At 46.7% G+C, this 18195-nt stretch carries 18 protein-coding genes and 1 pseudogene; 11 read left to right on the top strand and 8 right to left on the bottom strand.

Annotation, left to right across the window (positions count from 1 at the left end; genetic code table 11):
• Positions 1-73 precede the first annotated feature (73 nt).
• Complete coding sequence (gene prfC, locus SPUTW3181_RS06110) at positions 74-1660, bottom strand: peptide chain release factor 3 (RefSeq protein ID WP_011788535.1); 1587 nt, start codon at positions 1658-1660, stop codon at positions 74-76.
• A gap of 256 nt (positions 1661-1916) precedes the next feature.
• The gene (locus tag SPUTW3181_RS06105; protein ID WP_000854920.1) at positions 1917-2564 is read right to left on the bottom strand and encodes a LexA family protein; all 648 of its coding nucleotides are present in this window, start codon (positions 2562-2564) and stop codon (positions 1917-1919) included.
• A 117-nt stretch (positions 2565-2681) separates the two neighbouring features.
• Here SPUTW3181_RS06105 and SPUTW3181_RS06100 point away from each other — a divergent pair, with 117 nt between their 5' ends.
• The 7 genes from SPUTW3181_RS06100 to eexS are packed head-to-tail and all read left to right on the top strand — an operon-like array spanning position 2682 to position 6357.
• Positions 2682-2933 (top strand): transcriptional regulator, encoded by a 252-nt coding sequence (locus tag SPUTW3181_RS06100; RefSeq protein WP_011788534.1) that lies wholly within the window; start codon positions 2682-2684, stop codon positions 2931-2933.
• A 55-nt stretch (positions 2934-2988) separates the two neighbouring features.
• Positions 2989-3858 carry a hypothetical protein gene (locus SPUTW3181_RS06095; protein WP_011788533.1) on the top strand — a complete coding sequence of 290 codons (870 nt, stop codon included), beginning with the start codon at positions 2989-2991 and terminating at the stop codon, positions 3856-3858.
• The gene (locus SPUTW3181_RS06090) at positions 3845-4507 is read left to right on the top strand and encodes a DUF6475 domain-containing protein (protein ID WP_001158521.1); all 663 of its coding nucleotides are present in this window, start codon (positions 3845-3847) and stop codon (positions 4505-4507) included. The genes SPUTW3181_RS06095 and SPUTW3181_RS06090 overlap by 14 nt, the downstream gene beginning before the upstream one ends.
• Positions 4494-5042, top strand: a complete 549-nt coding sequence (locus SPUTW3181_RS06085) for a lytic transglycosylase domain-containing protein (RefSeq protein WP_000848909.1) — start codon at positions 4494-4496, stop codon at positions 5040-5042. Before SPUTW3181_RS06090 ends, SPUTW3181_RS06085 begins: the two co-directional genes overlap by 14 nt.
• Positions 5039-5338, top strand: coding sequence for a flagellar transcriptional regulator FlhD (locus SPUTW3181_RS06080; RefSeq protein ID WP_011788532.1), 300 nt, complete (start codon positions 5039-5041; stop codon positions 5336-5338). The genes SPUTW3181_RS06085 and SPUTW3181_RS06080 overlap by 4 nt, the downstream gene beginning before the upstream one ends.
• Positions 5335-5868, top strand: coding sequence for a FlhC family transcriptional regulator (locus SPUTW3181_RS06075; RefSeq protein ID WP_000566753.1), 534 nt, complete (start codon positions 5335-5337; stop codon positions 5866-5868). The genes SPUTW3181_RS06080 and SPUTW3181_RS06075 overlap by 4 nt, the downstream gene beginning before the upstream one ends.
• A 57-nt stretch (positions 5869-5925) precedes the next feature.
• A complete protein-coding gene (gene eexS / locus SPUTW3181_RS21555; protein WP_011788531.1) occupies positions 5926-6357 on the top strand; it encodes an entry exclusion protein EexS in 432 nt (143 codons plus the stop codon).
• A 32-nt stretch (positions 6358-6389) separates the two neighbouring features.
• On the opposite strand, the gene SPUTW3181_RS06065 is transcribed toward eexS, so the two are convergent.
• From SPUTW3181_RS06065 to cadR, 6 genes and pseudogenes are all read right to left on the bottom strand, one after another.
• Positions 6390-9959: a conjugal transfer protein TraG N-terminal domain-containing protein gene (locus tag SPUTW3181_RS06065; RefSeq protein WP_011788530.1), complete on the bottom strand. Its 3570-nt coding sequence runs from the start codon at positions 9957-9959 to the stop codon at positions 6390-6392.
• Positions 9960-9962: 3 nt separating this feature from the next.
• Positions 9963-11351: a conjugal transfer protein TraH gene (locus SPUTW3181_RS06060; protein WP_011788529.1), complete on the bottom strand. Its 1389-nt coding sequence runs from the start codon at positions 11349-11351 to the stop codon at positions 9963-9965.
• A gap of 2 nt (positions 11352-11353) precedes the next feature.
• A complete protein-coding gene (locus SPUTW3181_RS06055) occupies positions 11354-12298 on the bottom strand; it encodes a thioredoxin family protein (RefSeq protein WP_011788528.1) in 945 nt (314 codons plus the stop codon).
• Between the two features lie 435 nt (positions 12299-12733).
• Positions 12734-13060, bottom strand: coding sequence for a YnfA family protein (locus SPUTW3181_RS06050; protein ID WP_011788527.1), 327 nt, complete (start codon positions 13058-13060; stop codon positions 12734-12736).
• Position 13061: 1 nt separating this feature from the next.
• Positions 13062-13969: pseudogene (locus tag SPUTW3181_RS06045) on the bottom strand (cation diffusion facilitator family transporter).
• 31 nt (positions 13970-14000) lie between these two features.
• Entirely contained in the window at positions 14001-14465 is a 465-nt protein-coding gene (gene cadR / locus SPUTW3181_RS06040; protein WP_011788525.1) for a Cd(II)/Pb(II)-responsive transcriptional regulator, read from the bottom strand.
• A 22-nt stretch (positions 14466-14487) separates the two neighbouring features.
• On the opposite strand from cadR, the gene SPUTW3181_RS06035 reads away from it, so the two are divergent.
• The 4 genes from SPUTW3181_RS06035 (at position 14488) to SPUTW3181_RS06020 (ending at position 18195) form a co-directional block, all read left to right on the top strand.
• Positions 14488-15393 (top strand): cation transporter, encoded by a 906-nt coding sequence (locus tag SPUTW3181_RS06035; protein WP_011788524.1) that lies wholly within the window; start codon positions 14488-14490, stop codon positions 15391-15393.
• Between the two features lie 42 nt (positions 15394-15435).
• Positions 15436-15801 carry a hypothetical protein gene (locus tag SPUTW3181_RS06030; RefSeq protein ID WP_011788523.1) on the top strand — a complete coding sequence of 122 codons (366 nt, stop codon included), beginning with the start codon at positions 15436-15438 and terminating at the stop codon, positions 15799-15801.
• Between the two features lie 51 nt (positions 15802-15852).
• Positions 15853-17097, top strand: coding sequence for a TolC family protein (locus SPUTW3181_RS06025; RefSeq protein ID WP_008985545.1), 1245 nt, complete (start codon positions 15853-15855; stop codon positions 17095-17097).
• A 78-nt stretch (positions 17098-17175) separates the two neighbouring features.
• Complete coding sequence (locus SPUTW3181_RS06020) at positions 17176-18195, top strand: efflux RND transporter periplasmic adaptor subunit (RefSeq protein WP_011788522.1); 1020 nt, start codon at positions 17176-17178, stop codon at positions 18193-18195.

The following is an 18195-nucleotide window of genomic DNA, read 5'->3' as shown; positions in this document are numbered from 1 at the left end:
CAGAAAAGTAAATTAGATACAAAAATGGCGGTAAATTACCGCCATTTCAACAACTATGATCACCCTAACAGAGTTAATGTTCGCGAGTTTTCGCAAACTCTATATCAGGATATCTTTCCATCGAAAGATTGAGGTTAACCATCGTTGGCGCAATATAGGTCAAGTTGTCGCCGCCATCAAGCGCCAAGTTTTGGCTGCACTTACGGCGAAACTCTTCTAGCTTACGCTCATCTTTACAATAAACCCAGCGGGCAGTCGACACGCTAATGCCTTCATAAATCGCCTCGACGTTATACTCACTCTTCAAACGTCCCACAACTACTTCAAACTGTAGTACCCCCACCGCACCAACAATTAAATCATTGGTATCAAGAGGACGGAATACCTGTACAGCACCTTCTTCAGATAACTGAACTAAGCCTTTTAGTAGTTGTTTTTGCTTAAGTGGATCACGCAGACGAATACGGCGGAACATTTCAGGGGCGAAATTAGGTACGCCTGTAAAACGGAATTTCTCACCTTGAGTAAAGGTATCACCAATACGAATGGTGCCATGGTTATGTAAGCCAATGATATCCCCAGGATAGGCTTCTTCGGCACGCTCACGATCGCCCGCCATAAAGGTCAAGGCATCACTGACGTTAACATCTTTACCAATACGCACATGGTGCATCTTCATACCCTGTTCATAACGGCCTGAACAGACACGCATAAAGGCAACACGGTCACGGTGTTTGGGATCCATGTTTGCTTGGATCTTGAACACGAATCCAGTGAACTTTTCCTCATCAGGCATGATCACCCGAGTGTCACTTTCTCGTGGTAATGGCTTAGGAGCCCATTCCACAATGCCATCAAGAATATGATCAACACCAAAGTTACCTAAAGCAGTACCAAAAAATACGGGGGTCAATTCGCCTTTCAAGAAAGCCGCATGATCAAACTCATTCGACGCACCGCGCACTAATTCCATCTCATCACGTAAATCGGCAGCATAACTACCAATCGCTTTATCAAGATCTGGATTATTAATGCCTTCAATCACACGACGTTCTTGAATCGTATGACCCATACCGCTTTGATACAACACGACTTCATCACGCAGAATATGGTATACGCCTTTAAATTCTTTACCGCTGCCAATAGGCCAAGTAATAGGAGCACAAGCAATATTCAGTACGTTTTCGACTTCATCCATCAAATCGATAGGATCACGGATATCACGGTCGAGTTTGTTCATAAAAGTCACGATCGGCGTATCACGCAGACGAGTCACTTCCATCAACTTGATTGTTCGGTCTTCGACACCCTTTGCAGAGTCGATCACCATCAGACATGAGTCAACCGCAGTCAAAGTACGATAAGTATCTTCGGAGAAGTCTTCGTGACCAGGCGTATCGAGTAGGTTAACGAGGGCGCCACCATAGGGAAATTGCATGACAGACGTAGTAATCGAAATACCGCGGTCTTTTTCCATTTCCATCCAGTCAGACTTTGCATGCTGACCCGATTTTTTACCTTTAACCGTACCCGCTTTTTGTAAAGCGTTTCCGAATAACAGCACTTTCTCGGTAATGGTTGTTTTACCCGCGTCGGGGTGCGAGATGATAGCAAAGGTCCTTCGCTTATTGATTTCATTAAGAAAATCTTGGTTTGCCATGTATAAATTCTTTTAGTTTGTACACGGATTTGTACACACTTTTGGAAGTACTCTCTTTTCAGTTCTTCGCTTGTCAAATCCGTCGTGTTAATCGTAATTGGCCGCTATTTTCGCTGATCTTGACTTTATAAACAATCAATGGTTATCTAATCGGTTACCATTTACTCTCAGCGTGCGCCAATGCTCAGTTGTAGCTGTTTGCAATCGTTGCTTCTTCAGCTCATGAACAACTGTGGCTAAACCACAAATTCCTTCGCTACCAAAAATCGATGATAGCTTGTCGTACTACACCAATGATGGTGCAGTTGCCGTTGATCGGTATTGCAGGGTATTGTGGGTTCAAAGGTTTTAGGTACTTCTGTTCACCATCAATAACCAACTGCTTAAAGGTTGCTTCTTTCGAATCATCCAAACGCGCAACAACCAATGAACCTGAAGAGTACGGTAACTCAGGATCAACAACGATCACTGCTCCCTCAGGTATGGATTTTTTTCCGCTTGGATTTTCCATACTGTCGCCTTTTACGCGAAGTGCGAAACAACCCTCATGTGCTTTCCCAGTGACTTCACGCCACTCCTCAGCATCTTCATGGGCAAATCCCTCCGCTATTTCAGTCCAATCACCGGCCTGAACCCAGTTAATGAGAGGAATTCTTCCCTTAATATCAGGCCCGACTTCTACATTACCGACCCCCAAGCCAATCTCGCCATCACCTGTGGCGAGCCAATGAGCATTCACGCGAAGCGCCTCCGCGATCTGCATGGTGTAACGAGACCTAGCCGATTTACCAGAGCAAATCTGGCTGATCGACTGCTGTTTGATACCAATGCGACGAGCCAACTCAGACTGAGTCACCCCAGTAAGCTGCAAGGCATGGTTTAGTCGTTCGGATAAAGTTTTCATAAGCCCGTATTCTACAAATAAAACTGTAGCCTTTCAACAATTTTAACTGTTGACTTATCTACAGTTTAAACTGTAACATTCAATCTTGTAACAGTTTTTATTGTAACAGGAGACGGTATGGAAGTGTTCAACACGACACAAAAACATCTCCGCCGTGCCATTGACTTGGTCGGCGGGCAATCAGCATTAGCGCGAGCCATCAACTCAAAACAGCAAAACGTCTGGTTTTGGTTGAATAAATCAGGCCGTGTTCCCGCTGAATTCGTTTTACCCATCGAACAAGCTACGCAAGGACAGGTAACCCGATCCCAGTTAAGACCGGACATCTATCCCGAAGGCCAAAGCGAGCTGAAAGCCAGTAACCAGTAGGATTAAGGGCAAGTAATGGTCAGCATTTTACGTAAACACAGAAGCGAGTACCTCCATGCGTGATTATGGCAAGGTCTATACCCGCTTTTGGCTAAAGCAAAACGTTTTGTCCTGGAGTGACTCTGCGAAGTTGCTAGGACTGTATTTGCTTACATGCCCACATTGTAATTTGCTTGGCTGCTTTCGGTTGCCGATTGGTTACGTTGCTTCTGACTTGAACTGGGATGATCAACAGGTTGCCAAGGCTCTAAATGAGTTAGAACAAGATCAGTTCCTGATTCGTTGCGAGGAATCCGGTTGGACTTTGATTCGGAGCTTTCTGAAGCACAACCCAATCGAAAACCCAAACCAAGGTAAGGCAGCCTTTCGGTTGTTTAAAGATGTACCTGCCGACTTCGTTGGTATGGCATCGCTTTTGAAATCTCTTGCCGCTTTTCAAGCTCGGCTACCAGAAGAATTTTCATCATTGTTTATGCCTGATGGCAACCCAGTAAGGGACTCTCAACGGTCGGATGACTCTGAGAGGAGCAATAAACCAACAGTTAAAACTGTTGACCACATACAGTTTGAAGACTTCTGGGATGTACAAATACGCAAAGAAAAAAAAGCGAAAGCCAAAGAAGAATGGCTACGCATGGGCCTCAATGAAGACCATGAACTCGCCTTGGAAGTGCTAACACGCTGGAAAGAGCAACGAGACAACCGATTGCAGTATCAAGATCGGACTAAGACCCCTATGCCACATAATTGGCTTTTAAACCGGCAATGGGAAGACGAGTACGTTCGCATTGATGAAGTACAGCAATCATCGACGAGCCTAAAGGGCAGCAATCACCAATTGAATATTGAAGAAAGCAATCGTCGCATCGCTGAAAGCTGGGCCGGACCAGGTATTAGGGAGGTTCGTTCAAGTGCAGGAGGTTGATAAACGCGAGTTTGCTGAAGTTTGGGGAGCAGCTTGGGCCATGTATGGCAAAAGCGTATCACCGCAATTGCTATCCATCGCATTTGAAGCCCTTCGTGCTTATAGCATTGAAGAAGTGCGAATCGGTCTGACTCGGCATATTCAATCACCGGATACTGGGCAATTTTTTCCAAAGCCCGCTGACGTCATCAAGCATATCGATGGCAACTCGGGTTCAAGAGCCATGGTTGCTTGGAACAAAGTTGACAAGGCTGTTCGTCAGGTTGGCGCTTGGACATCCGTGATGTTTGACGATGCACTTATCCACCGCGTGATTTCAGACATGGGGGGATGGGTTGAACTCTGCAAAGTTGATGATAGGGAATACCCCTTTAAGCAAAAAGAGTTTTTAACACGCTACCAGGCTTACTTGCTGCGGGACGAAGTGGGTGAATACCCAAGGCTATTACAGGGTATTGCAGACCATCAGAACCAGCAAAAAGGATTTGATATGCAAGCGCCTGTTGCCGTGGGTGACTGGTCAAAAGCGGCACAAGTTTACACGAGAGGCATCGCCAATTTTAGCGCAGTGCCTTTGAAAAGAATAAGCCCGAAAGCCATTCAGGCGCTTCTCGGAAATCAATTAGAGGACAAAAATGAAAACGATTAAAGCAAAAACCGTTGCCCTAGTGATAGCCATGTCCGCAAGCACTTCAGTCTATGCGTTTCCGGGCTATCAGTGGGAAAAAGCAGCACAAAGTGTTGGTATTGATCCAGTCATGCTCTACGCCGTTGCCTTGGCTGAGTCCGCCTCACATCGAGGTCTTAACATGACCAGTCCATGGCCATACGCAATTCGCAATGGTTCAAACGCAACCTACGCCAAATCTAAGACAGAAGCGGAGCAACTGTTAAACCAGGCACTTCAAGAGAGTGAAAAATACCAGCTCGATATTGGCCTTATGCAAATCAATTTGCATTGGCATGGGCATCGAGTGAGCTCAGCAGCCGAACTGCTAGACCCCATCACCAACCTTACTGTCGGCTCCAGTATTTTGGCCGAAGCAATCAAGTCTTCACCAAACGATTTAGAGCTTGGCATAGGCCGCTATCACAGTTGGAACGAAGAGCGTGCACGCTGGTATGGGCAAAGAGTGCTTTCTATCTATCGCAATATTTTACATGAACTGGAGGTCCGTCAATGACAACCAATCAACAAGACTTCTATCAATTAAATTTGGCATACCTACACGCAGCACGGGAATTGGCGCGCATTGATCCGCAAGAGGCCGTCTTGCGCTTTGGACTTACACGCGATGTGGTTGATGCGCTGATTAATGCTGGAGTTGACGACCTGCAACGAGTGGCGACCTCATCATTCATGCTGTTTCAACCAAGGGGTAACCAAAGCCAACTGATTGAGATGGTGAAGAGCAAAGGCACAGGTATCACAAGAATCGCTTATTTATTATCAACCCTAAACAACAAGGGGGATGCATGATTGATAACCTGTCCAAAAGTGAGTTGTTTACCCGAGCCTCGCTGCTTATTAAATACGGATTTCGAACCACCATTATCGCGCTCGATACAGGTTTGCCAATCCACATTATCAGAAGACTCCACAAAGAAGTGACTGGCAAGTCACCTTGTCCTGGTCAATTGCCAGAATCTGATGCCATCGTTAAAAGCAGAAGAGCCTTAGTTGAAGGCTCCCTGCTGATGGCGCTTTATGTCAATATTGGTGGTGATAATGTCTACAAGCAATTAAATATCGATGCTTTGATGAAGGCTTACGATGCGTACTTGGTTGCAAGAGAAGAAGCAGATCTTCCAGCTGAGATCCCCTGGAAAAAACTGACCATCAATGAAGGTTGGGTTCTAGCTCGTGATTTAAGATCACAACTAGCATCCTTACACCGGTGTCGATGCGGCAGTCTTTATTTGACGGTATCTCAACAGCGTATTCAGCTTAAATGTCCTGTGTGTGAGATTATGGCCGAGCAAACCACTAGAGCACTTTTTGAGAACTAACATGCTGATGCATGATTTGATTGTGCACCGCCCGTGCACTTTGAGAGTACTAAGAAGATGACAAACTTACTTAAATCTTTACCAGCACGCTGCTGGTTTATATCACTGGGGCTTTTTCTGGCGACTTTGGCTGCGGCTCATTTTTTTCCATCAGAAATATTAACAGCATCAGCCAAGTTAGCGGCTTTACCATTTCTGTTCTGCACCGTCGTTTTTTTCGGCTACTTGGGATTCAAAGCGACCTGTAACCCCATCGGCCTAATAGCCATCATCACGATGCTTTTAGCAATCGCATATTGGCAAGCGAGTTGGACAATTGTTGGTTTGGGACTCTTTTTCATAGCTATTTGTACTGGAATTAGATTCTTGAGTAGCCAAGTTAAAGATTCGGGTAGAACTTTGAGCATTGAAGAAAAATGGTATTGGTATAAGCTCCATTCGTTTTTTGATGGCTTTTATCCAAGGTATCCCAAAAAGCCAAAAAAATAGCCAGCCCACCACAAGCTGGCTACCTTCTATTTTCAGTTCCTTCCTGATGCCTGGTTATAAGCCCTAATATCGATCAAGTTGTTCTGAGCATAATCTCCCGCTAGCGATGCATTTGAGATCACCGCTATCTGCTTATCCACAAATGCTTTATCTTCTTCGGACACACTGTCAGGGATGTAAGCGCCACTCTCATCCTTTTGACGATACTCATTTAGCATTTGCTCCCTTAGACCTAGCATTTCAGGCGACCAACTCGATGAGTCTTCAGAGTTGAATACGCGTCCCGCCAAACCTTCATTGAAAGCTTGAGCGAACACTTGACTTTGAATCGGGGTCAATCCCATTCTCTGCCCTTCGCTGTATGCTTCCTGTTTGAAATCATCGGCATACTGTTCTAAGAACTCACCATATCGATTGTTAACTGCCGCACCAAATGCCCCCGCCAACATGGCTTCAGACTTAGTGCCCCAGTTTACTTCGGAGGCATACTGCGAACTCGATCCACTGTATGCATCATTAAACGCCGTCAATGGATTTTCCAAAGAGGTTCCGGCATCAACGGCGGCTTTTAACCCATCCCAGGTTGATTTGCTGGCCACCGTTGCGTTGTGCAAGAAACCTCGTGAGCCAGGATCTTCAAGCGCTTGTTCTTTGTAACTCTCATAGTCTTCGCCAAAGTGATTCAAGGTATGCAGAGCTGCATCAGTATGCTTGCCACTGAAATCACCAATAGCACTGGCGCTGTTGAAGAACATTTCAGCACCAGAGACTCCGCTATCATCAGCCATAATGCGAGATCGCCACTGAGAGCCAGCTTCACTGTTTAGTCCAGATTGATAGGTACTTGTGTCAGAAGCTACGGCCTGCTGGGCTTGTTGCTGATGCGCATTCAGCTGTCCATCTACACCAGAAAGATTGGTTTGGTAAGCAGATTGAGCCGAATTGAACTGCGTTTGAACTCTTGCAGCACCCTCATAGCCTCCCAGAACACCGGATTCAACTTGGCTTTGAGTGCCACCAAAAGTAGGTGCCGTTGATGACAAGCCTTCATTAGAGCGTGGCTGAATTGATCGTAAATCGGCTCCGGTAGCCATGGCCATAACAGTCATTGCTGCTTGATAGTCATTGTCTCGTTCAGCGGGCGTCGAGGAGTTGCTATAGGTTAAAGACTCCATAGCTGCGGCCACATACGCCTGATTATCATCAGGTAGCAAGCGCTGATACATTGGAAGGTTTTCACGTAATCGGTTACCTGCTTCAACATGCTGGTTCATATAGCGACCTAAATAATCCATGACTTCAGGATTATCCGCTGCTAATCGAGTTAACGTCGCACCATCCGTGTTCCTTTGTCCTGATAGACTGTAGCTGGCCTGATCAAGCTCACTAAAGCGGTTTGATGCCGTGATAACGTCTTGTGCTGAACTCTGAAGTGACTGATAGTCTTGATTAGACAACGACATCTCAACGCCAGAGCGTCTTGAATCTGAAAGGTCCTTAACCATCGCATCGCGAAACTCAGCACGTCGTGAATCACTCGATGCCAAGCTTTGCATCTCCCCAGTGAGCGTATTTGCGGTCGTAGACCGAGAACTGCCTTCTGACGACTCAACTTGGCCACTAAAGTTACCACCTAGATCCAACCCAGCTCGTACCCTTGATAGTTTTGGTACACGAGATGAATCTGGCTTATCCATTCCTGGCAAGTTGCCCTGTGGAGAATCATTGCCGCCCGTACCAAGAAGCCTTCCAAGAAAACCCTTATCAGCAACTTCTTTCTCACCGGGATTAGTAATAGTTCCATCGCCACCGACCCTTAGGCCTCCCGATAACACGCCAGATACCAAGCCACGTACAGCATCTTTTTTATCGTCTCCGAAACCATACCGAGTTTGTAGGTCATCAGTAACCTGATTAACAACGGCGCTAGATGCGGAATTAGAAGAACCGATTTGACGTCCAACTGAAGATAGATTGTCGTAACTTAGCTTTTCACCAAAAGTTCGGCTCATGGTATTGCCAACTTGACGGCTAAAGGCTTGAGTTGCCTGAGTCATGGATTCTTTTGCAGAGCCGACCATTGAACCCACCGCATTTCCGACAGAGAAACTGCTAAGTAGGTTTGACGCGCCGGTCATAGCAGAACCAGTGAGGGCTGAATTTTGGAACATTGACTGTGATTGCATCACCGGGGCATTTTTCGCGACATCTGGACTTGCCATCTTTTCATCAATGGCATCACCGTTTTGAAGACGTCCAGCCAAGTGGGTTGCAGTTATTGCTGAGCCATACACGAGCATGAGCGAAATTGCCGGAACACTCGACGCCAACATGCCGCCAGTAGCTATCCAGGTTTGCAGCACTGAATCCATCTGCATCAACCCAGCAAAAGATGGCACTTCTGTACCTGCAAAGGCATCAAGAGCCGACATTTTCCCTGCAACGGTTAAATGAATATACAGGTTAATGATAGCCATGACAGGCATCCAAAGTTGAATCCAAAGCAGGATTAACAAGTACTTCCCAGCCATTCGCATCCCGATTTGGCCTAGGGCTATCACAAAGGCCATCAAAGGGGTGATGGCGTAAATGAAACCCTCAAAAAACGTCATCATCGGACGAACGATACTTTGGAAAAGAGTCTGCTCCGCCGCCCATTGTGTATTGCGCTGTTCAATCGCTTGATTAACCATAACGGCGGCGGTGAAAGCTTGATCATCCATATACTTGCCCGTCACGCTTTGCTCATAAATAGGCAAAAGCACTGACGCGGTCATGTACTCTTGGGTGTTAACCAAAGCCAAACCAAGGTTATTCAGTGCATTTCGGATCACGTCATCAGTATCCGTTGCTGACGAAGTCCCCAATGAGGCTGACAGAACCTGTTTAAGCCTCGGAATGAAGGTTGATTCTGTCATGAGTTTCAGTTGGCTATAGGCATCGGTGCAGTCCAGATCGCTACTGCTACCACTTAGCATGATGCGTGTGCCATATATGCGCGAATCAAACCTAATCGCAGTCATCGGGTTAGGATCACTCAGCACCTGATCTAGGTTCTTTTGGCCGATGTCGATGCCAATCAAGGTGCATTCTTTGATGTAGTTAAACCACGATTGCTCGATATCTGAGCCACCGACACGATTTGCATCACCCAACCCCGAGCGATCCATCACCTGTTTTCTCACTTTAATCAGTGACTGTAAACTGGATGCAAAGCCGTATTCCGTCATGGCGGGAGTTGAGAACGCCGTTTCAAACAATCGCGTGATTTGAAAGCCGACAGTTGAAATCGTACTGCCTGCGGCAGCAACACCGATGGGCACATTATCAACCACTCGAACTTGTCCCGTGTACGCATCCTCAATGCTCACTCGGGTACTGGGTCCAAACATGGTTGCAAAGACTAGCCATGAGACTAAAACGTGTTGAAAGTTAATGCCACGACCGCCTTGCATTAAGGCCTGAACAGAGACCATCAATACCCCAATGAGCAAGCCAATGCGAACCATTGAAGTAAAGTCGCCTGTACCAGTAATCATCGCGACAGCGTTCAAGACCTGCTCTAAAAATGCCGAATCCCCGATGGAATAGATCTCCCACATGACCTATTCCCCCAGTGCCGTAGATTTAACGGTGTAATAACGCTGTTTGCGAATGGTCTGTATCACCTGGTTAAAATGCGCCAGCAATTCTTGCTCTGAGCCGTATCTTCGCTGCAACGCAGCGTACTCCTCATTGATTTGGCGACGTGCACGTTCAAGGTCTTCCGTTAATAACTTCGCATAGGCATGATCTTCCACACCGGAGGTACTTCTAGCTGCATTGAGCATGTCTTCAACCAATGCTCGGGCCATCTCAACAGCAATAAATGGCGCAGCTCTTGAAGCAAACGACCTAGCAGCCCCTTCATTTAATGCAGAAAGTGTTCGAATCATGCCGCCAATGCTCGCAGGAGCCGAGGTCATAAAAGCCTTTTCGGTGGTGCTAGCTGCCCCAGTATTTCGAGCAAACTTAAAAATAATGCCGTTACTAGAACCTGTACCAAGCAGTAAATTTTCTACCTGGGTTGATAACCCGGTTAGGGTCACGTTAGTGATTGTCGGATTCAGACAGCCGTCTTGTGTCACTGTGTCACATCGGTACATAGCGACGTTACCGCCATGAATTAGATGCTCAATAGTCACTTTATTGCCATTCAGTCTGGTCAGTTTTGGGGCTTTACCTTGACCATCAGCCGCATTAGCCAAATCACCAACAATGATCGAACCAGTCACTGACATAACCGCTTCAAGAAAACGGTCATCCCCCGATGCAAACCAGCTTGATGCCGAGTGACGTTTCAGTGCTCGCCAAACCAAGTTGCCTTTAATCGTTTTGTTCACATCAGATGCCGCGACACTTGAAGCGTTCTCATAAGGGTTCTTACCATTGGACTCACTCCAACTGGTAAAAACGTCTCCAGCCCCTTTAAGTGAGCTCAACATGCTGGCTTCTGTTTGCCCCTTCTTACCAAAAGCAGCCAAGGTATCGTTCACGACTCCCTGAGCCATTTGACAGGAATTGCCAAAATACTCGTTCAACTGCTGGATTTTCTTTTGCAGAGTCTCCATGTGCTGTGAGCATTTCTCACACATAGCGCTGAGCGCCAGTTGGAATGCATATCCCTTGGCATTTGCCGCCACAGAGCGAAGCAATTGAACGAACTGATCAGCATTAACAAATGACAAACTTCCAGCGAACATATCAATGCCGCCACAACCGGCTTGGAATGACGGTGGCACCATAGAGACGAGGTTCTCATTCATGATCCTGTTACGAACAACAACACTTCCTCCAGATATAACGCCACGTCGTTGACTCTCGAATACACCAGGCGCAGTGGTGTTGGTCATTGAACCAAACAACTGATTCATCTCCTGTTGCAAGCTTGCTTGGCTCATAGATGAAAAACCAATCGCACAGGCGATAAGCGATACTCGGAATACTTTTTTCATCGTTATAACCCTCCTTGTGCACGCAGATAGCGAACAAGAAACTCAGGGTCCTGTAATATTTTTTCGTTAAGCTCTTGCGCTGACATCGCGAGTGACACGCCGGGTTGAACAGGTCTGGTGGCATAGTAAGTTTGATCGTCAATCCAACCGGCTTGATGGGCTGCGAGAATGATTCGATTATTGAGCTCATCGAGGCTCATTGCACCTTGGCCAATCGGAGTGATGACATTAGGCGGGTCTACTAAGAAGACCGCTGGAACAGTCGTAACGGACAAGGATTGGGCTTGTCCTGAATCGACTTTGTAATGAGGAAACTCTCCACCAGGTAAAGGCAAGCCATCGACTGCAATAGCAAACACCTCGAAACCATAGTTCAAAGCCATTGATTCGATGATAGGCGCTTGAGCATGGCAGTAAGGGCAATCAGAACGATAGAAGAAGAATAAGCCAGCCCGTTTTGCTACTTCACCTAAAGCAATATCTCGTTGAGCGCCAGCTTCTCGATCCATCCGATTGGCAGCATAGGTAGCCAAGGGTCTGCGACTGATTTCATCCAAAACTGGATCGCCCATGACTACCTGCTGACTAACATCAGCAAACTGTGAGCCCTTATCCATCATGACGCGCTGGAGATACAGATAGGCTCTGACGTTCTCATTCGTCGGCTCATCAATTGCCTTGTCCATGAACGACTGCATGTGCTCACGAAACCAGGCAGCACTGAAAGGCTTTAGCCCGCTCTTACTCGACTCTGCCGCACCAGATTCCGGCTTAATAAGCTCTTCAGCCTCCGCTGGCCCAGGAATGACCTGATACCAAAACCAGCCTTCCTGACCACGCTGATAGAATGGCTCGTCACTGGCATAGGCGGGTAAGATGAATAGAAAGAAAATAATGATTGGGATGGTCACCCATAGGATAAACCAAGGTAACAAAGGCGTTCTCATTGTCAGCTCCAGAAATTTCATAGAGCTAACATGCTAAGGAACGCCGTTAAGGTGATTGGCCAGATAGATGAAGAAATCGTGTGTGTTTCTGACTAGCTGTTATGACCAGTAACAACAGCTAATTTTAACGAGCCAAATTTATGATTGGACCGCTTTGAGCGAAAAGCAGACATTTACGTCAATACAAAGAAACCATGCTCATTTCGCACTTTAATAGTGATTAAAGTGCAGCTTTTTAACTGAAATAGTAACAAAGCGTACACCTTGTAAAAAATAGGTAAATCAGGCACTGCTGTAACCATTTTTGTGGGCGACTAACATTTGATACACAATGTATTCTGAAAAATTCTTAATCAAGAACAGAAAAACCATTGCTATAAATGATAAAAGTACCTAAGTCTTTCTTTTCGTAATACCGTGCTCAAAACAAATTGTTTATCTCGGCGCAAACATGATCACTGCCATGCCTGCGAGCATTAGCACCACGCCAGCCAGATCCCAGCGGTGTGGTTGAATGCCATCTACTCCCCACAACCAGACTATTGCTATTGTTACGTATACTCCGCCATAAGCCGCGTAAACACGTCCAGCAGCCGTTGGGTGAAGCGTTAACAACCAGGCAAATAATGCCAGACTGATTGCAGCAGGTAACAGCACCCAGGCTGAAGCTCCTTTTTTCAGCCACAAGTAAGGCAAATAGCAACCGACAATTTCTGCTATTGCAGTAATGATAAATAAACCTAACGTTGTAATGACGGTCACTTCACTGCACCTTATCCGGGAATTCATCCCGACAATGTTCTTGTGTTAACTCCAGCTCTATCGTGGTATGTGCTAAATCAAACTGCTCCAATGCGTTAGCAATACGCAGCTTAATATCGGCATAATGGTTTGCAGTAAATGCCTTGCTGGCATTGGTTACCACATGTGCGGTGAGTACATGATGTTCACCATCAAGCGACCAGAGATGCAGGTGATGAATGCTGTCTAACTCATCAATTTTCAGCAAAGTATCTTGGATTTCATTTTGCAATTTGCTATCTGGCGCGGCTTGCAGAAATAAACGCGCAGTTGTGCTGAGGTTTCGTAAAACATTAACCAAAATAAATAAGGTGAAACCAATAGAAAGCAAAGGGTCAAGGATAGGCCAATCCACAAATTGCAGCACAATAGCCACAACCAAAACTGCAACCCACCCAAGAACGTCTTCAAGCAAATGCCAATTCAGCACTTTTTCATTCAGTGTATTTCCTTTGCTCAAGCGGTAAGCGGCAAAGCCATTGACTGCAACACCCAGCACAGCTAAAGCCAGCATTCCCTCTGTCACTGGCATTACCGGGTTAGCCAGCCGCGGTATTGCCTCAGTCAGTACCCAAACCGATCCGGCAATCAATACCAAGCCGTTAATTAAGGCGCCAAACAATGACAATCTGCGGTAGCCGTAAGTAAATTGTCGGTTTGCAGACTTTCGGCCAAGCCGGTTCAACAGCCATGCACTGCCAATAGATAAGCTATCACCCAGGTCATGCACTGCATCTGCCATAATTGCTGTGCTGTTGGTTAACCAACCGCCGATAAACTCAATTAGGGTAAAACCCACATTAAGAAAAAAGCCATAGCGATCCGGTTGTCGCTGTCGTCTTTGATATATGAATGGTTGTGCTGGTGCATTAAGACTCACCTATTTATTGCTGATAACAACTTAGTTGGTTTGACTAACGGCTTCATTCAATTGTTTTAAAATACCACAGTGCTCTACCGTGCGCTTCGAGTTGCAGCTAAGACGTAAAGCCTTTAGTTGTTTATTAAGCTGCGTTAAATCCGCTATGCGACGTTCTACCTGCTCGATATGCTGTTCAATCATCTGATTAACATCATCACACTGCGACATTGGCGAGTCATTCAAACTCAGTAACTGACGAATTTCTGCCAAACTCAGATCTAAACTCCGGCAGTGTTTAATAAATAGCAACCGCTCGATATCAGCGTGATCGTAGAGGCGGAAATTACCATCGCTACGTAGTTTCGCCGCAAGAAGCTGCTCCTTTTCATAGTGACGGATGGTTTGCACAGAACAGCCAGAGATTTTTGCCAGCTCTCCAATCTTGATCATCTCGATACTGCCTATTGACTCTATAGTAACTACAGAGTTTAAACTAGGTTTCATATCAACCCAAGGTTTATCGGTTATGAATGCAAAATGCTGTTCCAATGATAAGTGTAGCGAAACGGGCAACAGTGAAAATAGCGCCGTTGATGCACCTGATAAGCATGCAAAATATGCCTACCTTAGTGAATTTAGGGTGCCTAAAATGGACTGCCCTGCCGAAGAGCGTTTGATCCGTATGGCGCTGGAAACAGTTGAGCCCGGTGTTCTGTTACAGTTTGATATCCGACAAAGGCAGGTTCGCGTTTTTCACACGGTGAATGCCAATGAAATTACAACAAAAATGCACAGCTTAGGGCTGGGCGCATCGCTGACAAAGACCGGGCCGGTGAAACCCGAAGAGGTAACGCAGGCCAGACAATCCACAGAATCAGGTTCGCTGCGTGAGGAGTTAATTTTAAAATGGTTGCTGGGCATTAACGCGGTGATGTTTGCAGTAGAGTTTGTGACCGGTTGGCTGGCTCAATCAACCGGGTTAATAGCCGACTCTTTGGATATGTTTGCCGATGCAGCGGTATACGGGGTTGCGCTATACGCAGTCGGGCGTAGTAGCAAGGTTCAATTAAACGCCGCACAGCTTGCCGGCTGGCTGCAATTAATTTTAGCTTTTGGGGTGATCAGTGAGGTGATACGGCGCTACCTGTTTGGTAACGAGCCAGTGTCGACGTTGATGTTAATTATGGGCGCTATTGCTTTGGTTGCTAATGTGATCTGTCTTTCGTTAATTCATCAACAAAAAGAAAGCGGCGCGCATATGAAAGCCAGTTGGATTTTCTCTGCAAATGACGTTATCGCAAATGCTGGGGTGATTTTGGCCGGATTATTAGTCACCTGGACCGGGTCACGCTATCCGGATCTGGTAATAGGGTTCATCATTGGATTAGTTGTACTCAATGGTGCGCGCAGGATTTTACAGCTAAAAGCGTAAGTCGCAATAGCGCTACCATAGCGCTAACTTACTGAGGGATTTATGTTAGGTCGTACATCAGGCTTATTATTACTGTTGCTGATTATGCTGAATCATGCCGTGATGGCCTGTGATGCGTTAGTTATGCATTTGCCTGATCATGCCCATGCCTACACTGACCTGCAACATGAACACTGCCACTCAGATACCCTTTTCGACGTAAGCAGTGAGCAAGTCACTGCACATAACGTTGCACATAACTCTGAGCATGATGCCGACGAACACAGTAATCATGCTCATGTGACCTGCTATATCGCTTTTTTTCAGGGCATGGAACTGCTTAACTTCCGTGACAGTGTTATAGCCGCTACCCAACCAGGGTTAAACCTCATTAGCTATCCCCCACCGGTGCCGCCGCCAAATATCTGATCCTGCTTGTTTATCTTTTTTTATTAACGATTAACTTTCAGGAGCATACCCATGCGTATGACACTAATGCTGCCAGCAATACTGGCGGCGGTATTTTGCGCGCTTCCGCTACGTGCAGAGCCGCAAGCACTGACATTACAACAGGCAATAGATAAAACGCTGCAACACAACCCTCAGCTGCATCAGTTTAAATTTACGCAACAGCGTCTGTTTGCAGAGCGTGATTTGCAAAGCCTTAAACCCGGTTATCAACTCGGTGTAGAGCTTGAGAATGTTGCGGGCACCGGAGAGGCCAGAGGGCTGGCCGGTGCTGAGCTGACAATCGCCTTATCTTCCGTGATAGAGCTGGATAATAAAGCTCAATGGCGCGCTGCGGTAGTAGACGCCAGGCTCAATACTCTTGAATGGCAGCAACAGGCGCAAACCCTGGATGTGCTGGCAGAGCTTACCCGCAATTATATTAATCTATTGGCCAGCCAGCAGGAATTGACACTGACAGAAGAGGCCGTAGCGCTCTCAGAAGCCCTGCTGCAAAGCGCTGAAAAACGTGCTGCCAGCGGTGCCTTGTCAGATGCTGAAATCATGCGGGCAAAGGCGCAACTGGCGCAGGTTCAGATCGGGCGGGACGCCCTGTTGCAGCGCATTGAGCGGCAAAAAATAGCCATAGCACGTTTTTGGGGTGATACCAGCGCCAACTTTAACGTTGTGGCAGGTAACTTGTTTGCTTTTGGCCAAAGCCGCCCTTTTGCTGAGCTGTATCAGCGGCTGCAACAATCGCCGGCGTTAACCATTTTTGCCTCTGAACGTCGGTTAAAAGACGCTGAAGTGCGACTGGCACAAAGCCAGAATCGCGCCGATCTGAGTTGGCAGGTAGGGGTAAGACGCTATCAGGCCAGTGATGATACAGGCCTTACCTTTGGTATCTCAGTGCCGTTATTTGCTGAACGTCGCAATAGTGCAGCCATCGAAGCTGCGCTGGCAGAGCGAAACAATGTCGAGTATCGACAGCAGGATAGCTTACTGATCCTGCATGAACGCTTGTTTGATGCGTACTCGCAACGACAGCAATTTATTACCAGTCACCAACAGTTGGCGCAGTACGTGATCCCCAACCTGGAACAAGCGCTGGATCTTACGCGTGATGCATACCAGCGCGGGCGCTCAAATTATCAGGATTGGCTTAATGCCCAGCAAGAATTGTTGCAGGCAAAAAGACACTTACTGGAAACCGCCACTGCGGTGCTATTGAGCCAGGCGACGATTGAACAGCTTACCGCCGAGCCGGTAACGCAGTAACTGACAAGATTATTGCCCCGCTGCCGCACTTAATTAACTGTGCGACGTGGCAAACAGAACATACAGGAAGATAGCATTATGAAACCACATGTAACACTGGCAATGTTTATTGCAGCCTGGCTGATGCCGATGCATGTAATGGCCGCCAATGAGCAAGAACAAGCTCACGTCCATGCCAAAGAACAAGCGGTAAAGCCGCAATCTGACACTAAGAAAAATGAAGAGCACAAAAAACATGAAGAACACAATGAGCATGAAGGGCACGACGAAAACGACGAGCATGAACACAACGAAACCCTAAGCAGCCGCATTAGTGATGATATGGCTACGGCAGTTAATATTGTCACAGACCGTGCTGACAGCCAGCGATTACGCCAACATCAGGTTGTTTATGGCAAGCTTAGCGCTGATCCAAACCGCATCAGCCATGTTAATGCCCGTTTTCCCGGTATTCTTACCTCGGTGAAATTCTCGCTGGGTGACAGCGTAAAAGCAGGCGATGTACTGGCCGTTGTCGAGTCAAATGAGAGCTTAAATACCTATACCATTAAAGCGCCAATTGACGGCGTTATTATTCAGCGCAGCGCCAATGTTGGTGAAGTCGCACAGCAGCAGACGCTGTTTAGCATTGCTGATTTTGGCGGCCTGTGGGCAGATTTTCGCCTGTACCCGTCACAACAAGATGCTGTCGCGACAGGACAAAAAGTGGTCATTATGGCCGCTGAAACTGAGATTAACGGCGTAATTGCGCATATCATCCCATCATTAACCCAGCCCTATCAACTGGCCAGAGTTAAGCTGGATAACCGTGACGGTAAACTGTCGTCCGGGCAATTGATCGAAGGTGCTGTGATAAGCGGTGAATTCAACGTTGAGCTTGCCGTTAAAAAATCGGCCATTCAAATACTGGACAATAAAAGCGGTGTCTTCGTGAAAAATAATAGCGAATATGTCTTTTCCCCATTGCAGCTTGGCCGTAGCGACATGGATTATGTCGAAGTGATTGCCGGTTTAAAGCCCGGCCAGTTGTATGTCACTACAAACAGCTATCTGTTAAAAGCGGATATTGAAAAATCTGAAGCCGAGCATGATCATTAA

It is taken from the genome of Shewanella sp. W3-18-1 (assembly GCF_000015185.1).
Lineage (GTDB): Bacteria > Pseudomonadota > Gammaproteobacteria > Enterobacterales > Shewanellaceae > Shewanella > Shewanella putrefaciens.
Note: the sequence above shows the minus strand (reverse complement) of the source record. Positions and strands in the feature narration are given on the sequence as shown.